At 63.4% G+C, this 636-nt stretch carries 1 protein-coding gene; it reads left to right on the forward strand.

Going from position 1 to position 636, the window contains the following annotated elements:
- Nucleotides 1–636 (forward strand): hypothetical protein (locus NW844_RS13100; RefSeq protein WP_414336270.1); only part of this gene is annotated, 636 nt, incomplete at both ends.

The raw sequence follows: 636 nt of genomic DNA on the forward strand, positions 1-636 counted from the left end.
CCAGACACGGGCTATGCCAACTTCGGCGTGCGCATCTCCGCCTTGGGCAACCCGGTGCTGGATACCTCCCGCTGGGTGATGGTGGCTCCCATCGGGCCCTGCCCGAACCCTGGCGGCGCTGGCCTGCTGGCCGAGTACTACAACGGCTGGATCAGGAGCCCGCAGAACGAGTACAACCGCAACACAGGGTTTGCCACCAACCCCAGGGGCCAGGAGGTGGGCCCTCTGCCCACCAACCCCCAAGATGTTCAACGCGCCAACCTGCCCTACCTGCGGGCAGTGCGCTGGCCGGATCCGGTGTTCCCGGTCCAGGGGGTGCCGGACGCCATCGGTCAATACAACAACAACGACTACACCAGCAGTGCGCCGCGTTGTCCAACGACCAATTTGGACAGCGCCACCAACGACCAGCGCTGGGCCTGCGTGCGCAACGCTATCGATAATCCAGCTAACCTAGCACCTTTTGCCCGCAGCGGCAGCGGTTTTCCCTGGTGGGGCGGCTTCCAGTACCAGTTCGGTAACAGCACGTCCCGGGATTCAAGGTCTCCCTTCAAGCGGCTGTTGTACAACAATTTCCCCACTTGCAGCGGCTCTTTGTCTGACATTCTGCAGCCCCTTTGCCGCCTGTCGGTGCCG

This window comes from Synechococcus sp. H55.2 (genome assembly GCF_047462495.1).
Classification (GTDB): domain Bacteria; phylum Cyanobacteriota; class Cyanobacteriia; order Thermostichales; family Thermostichaceae; genus Thermostichus.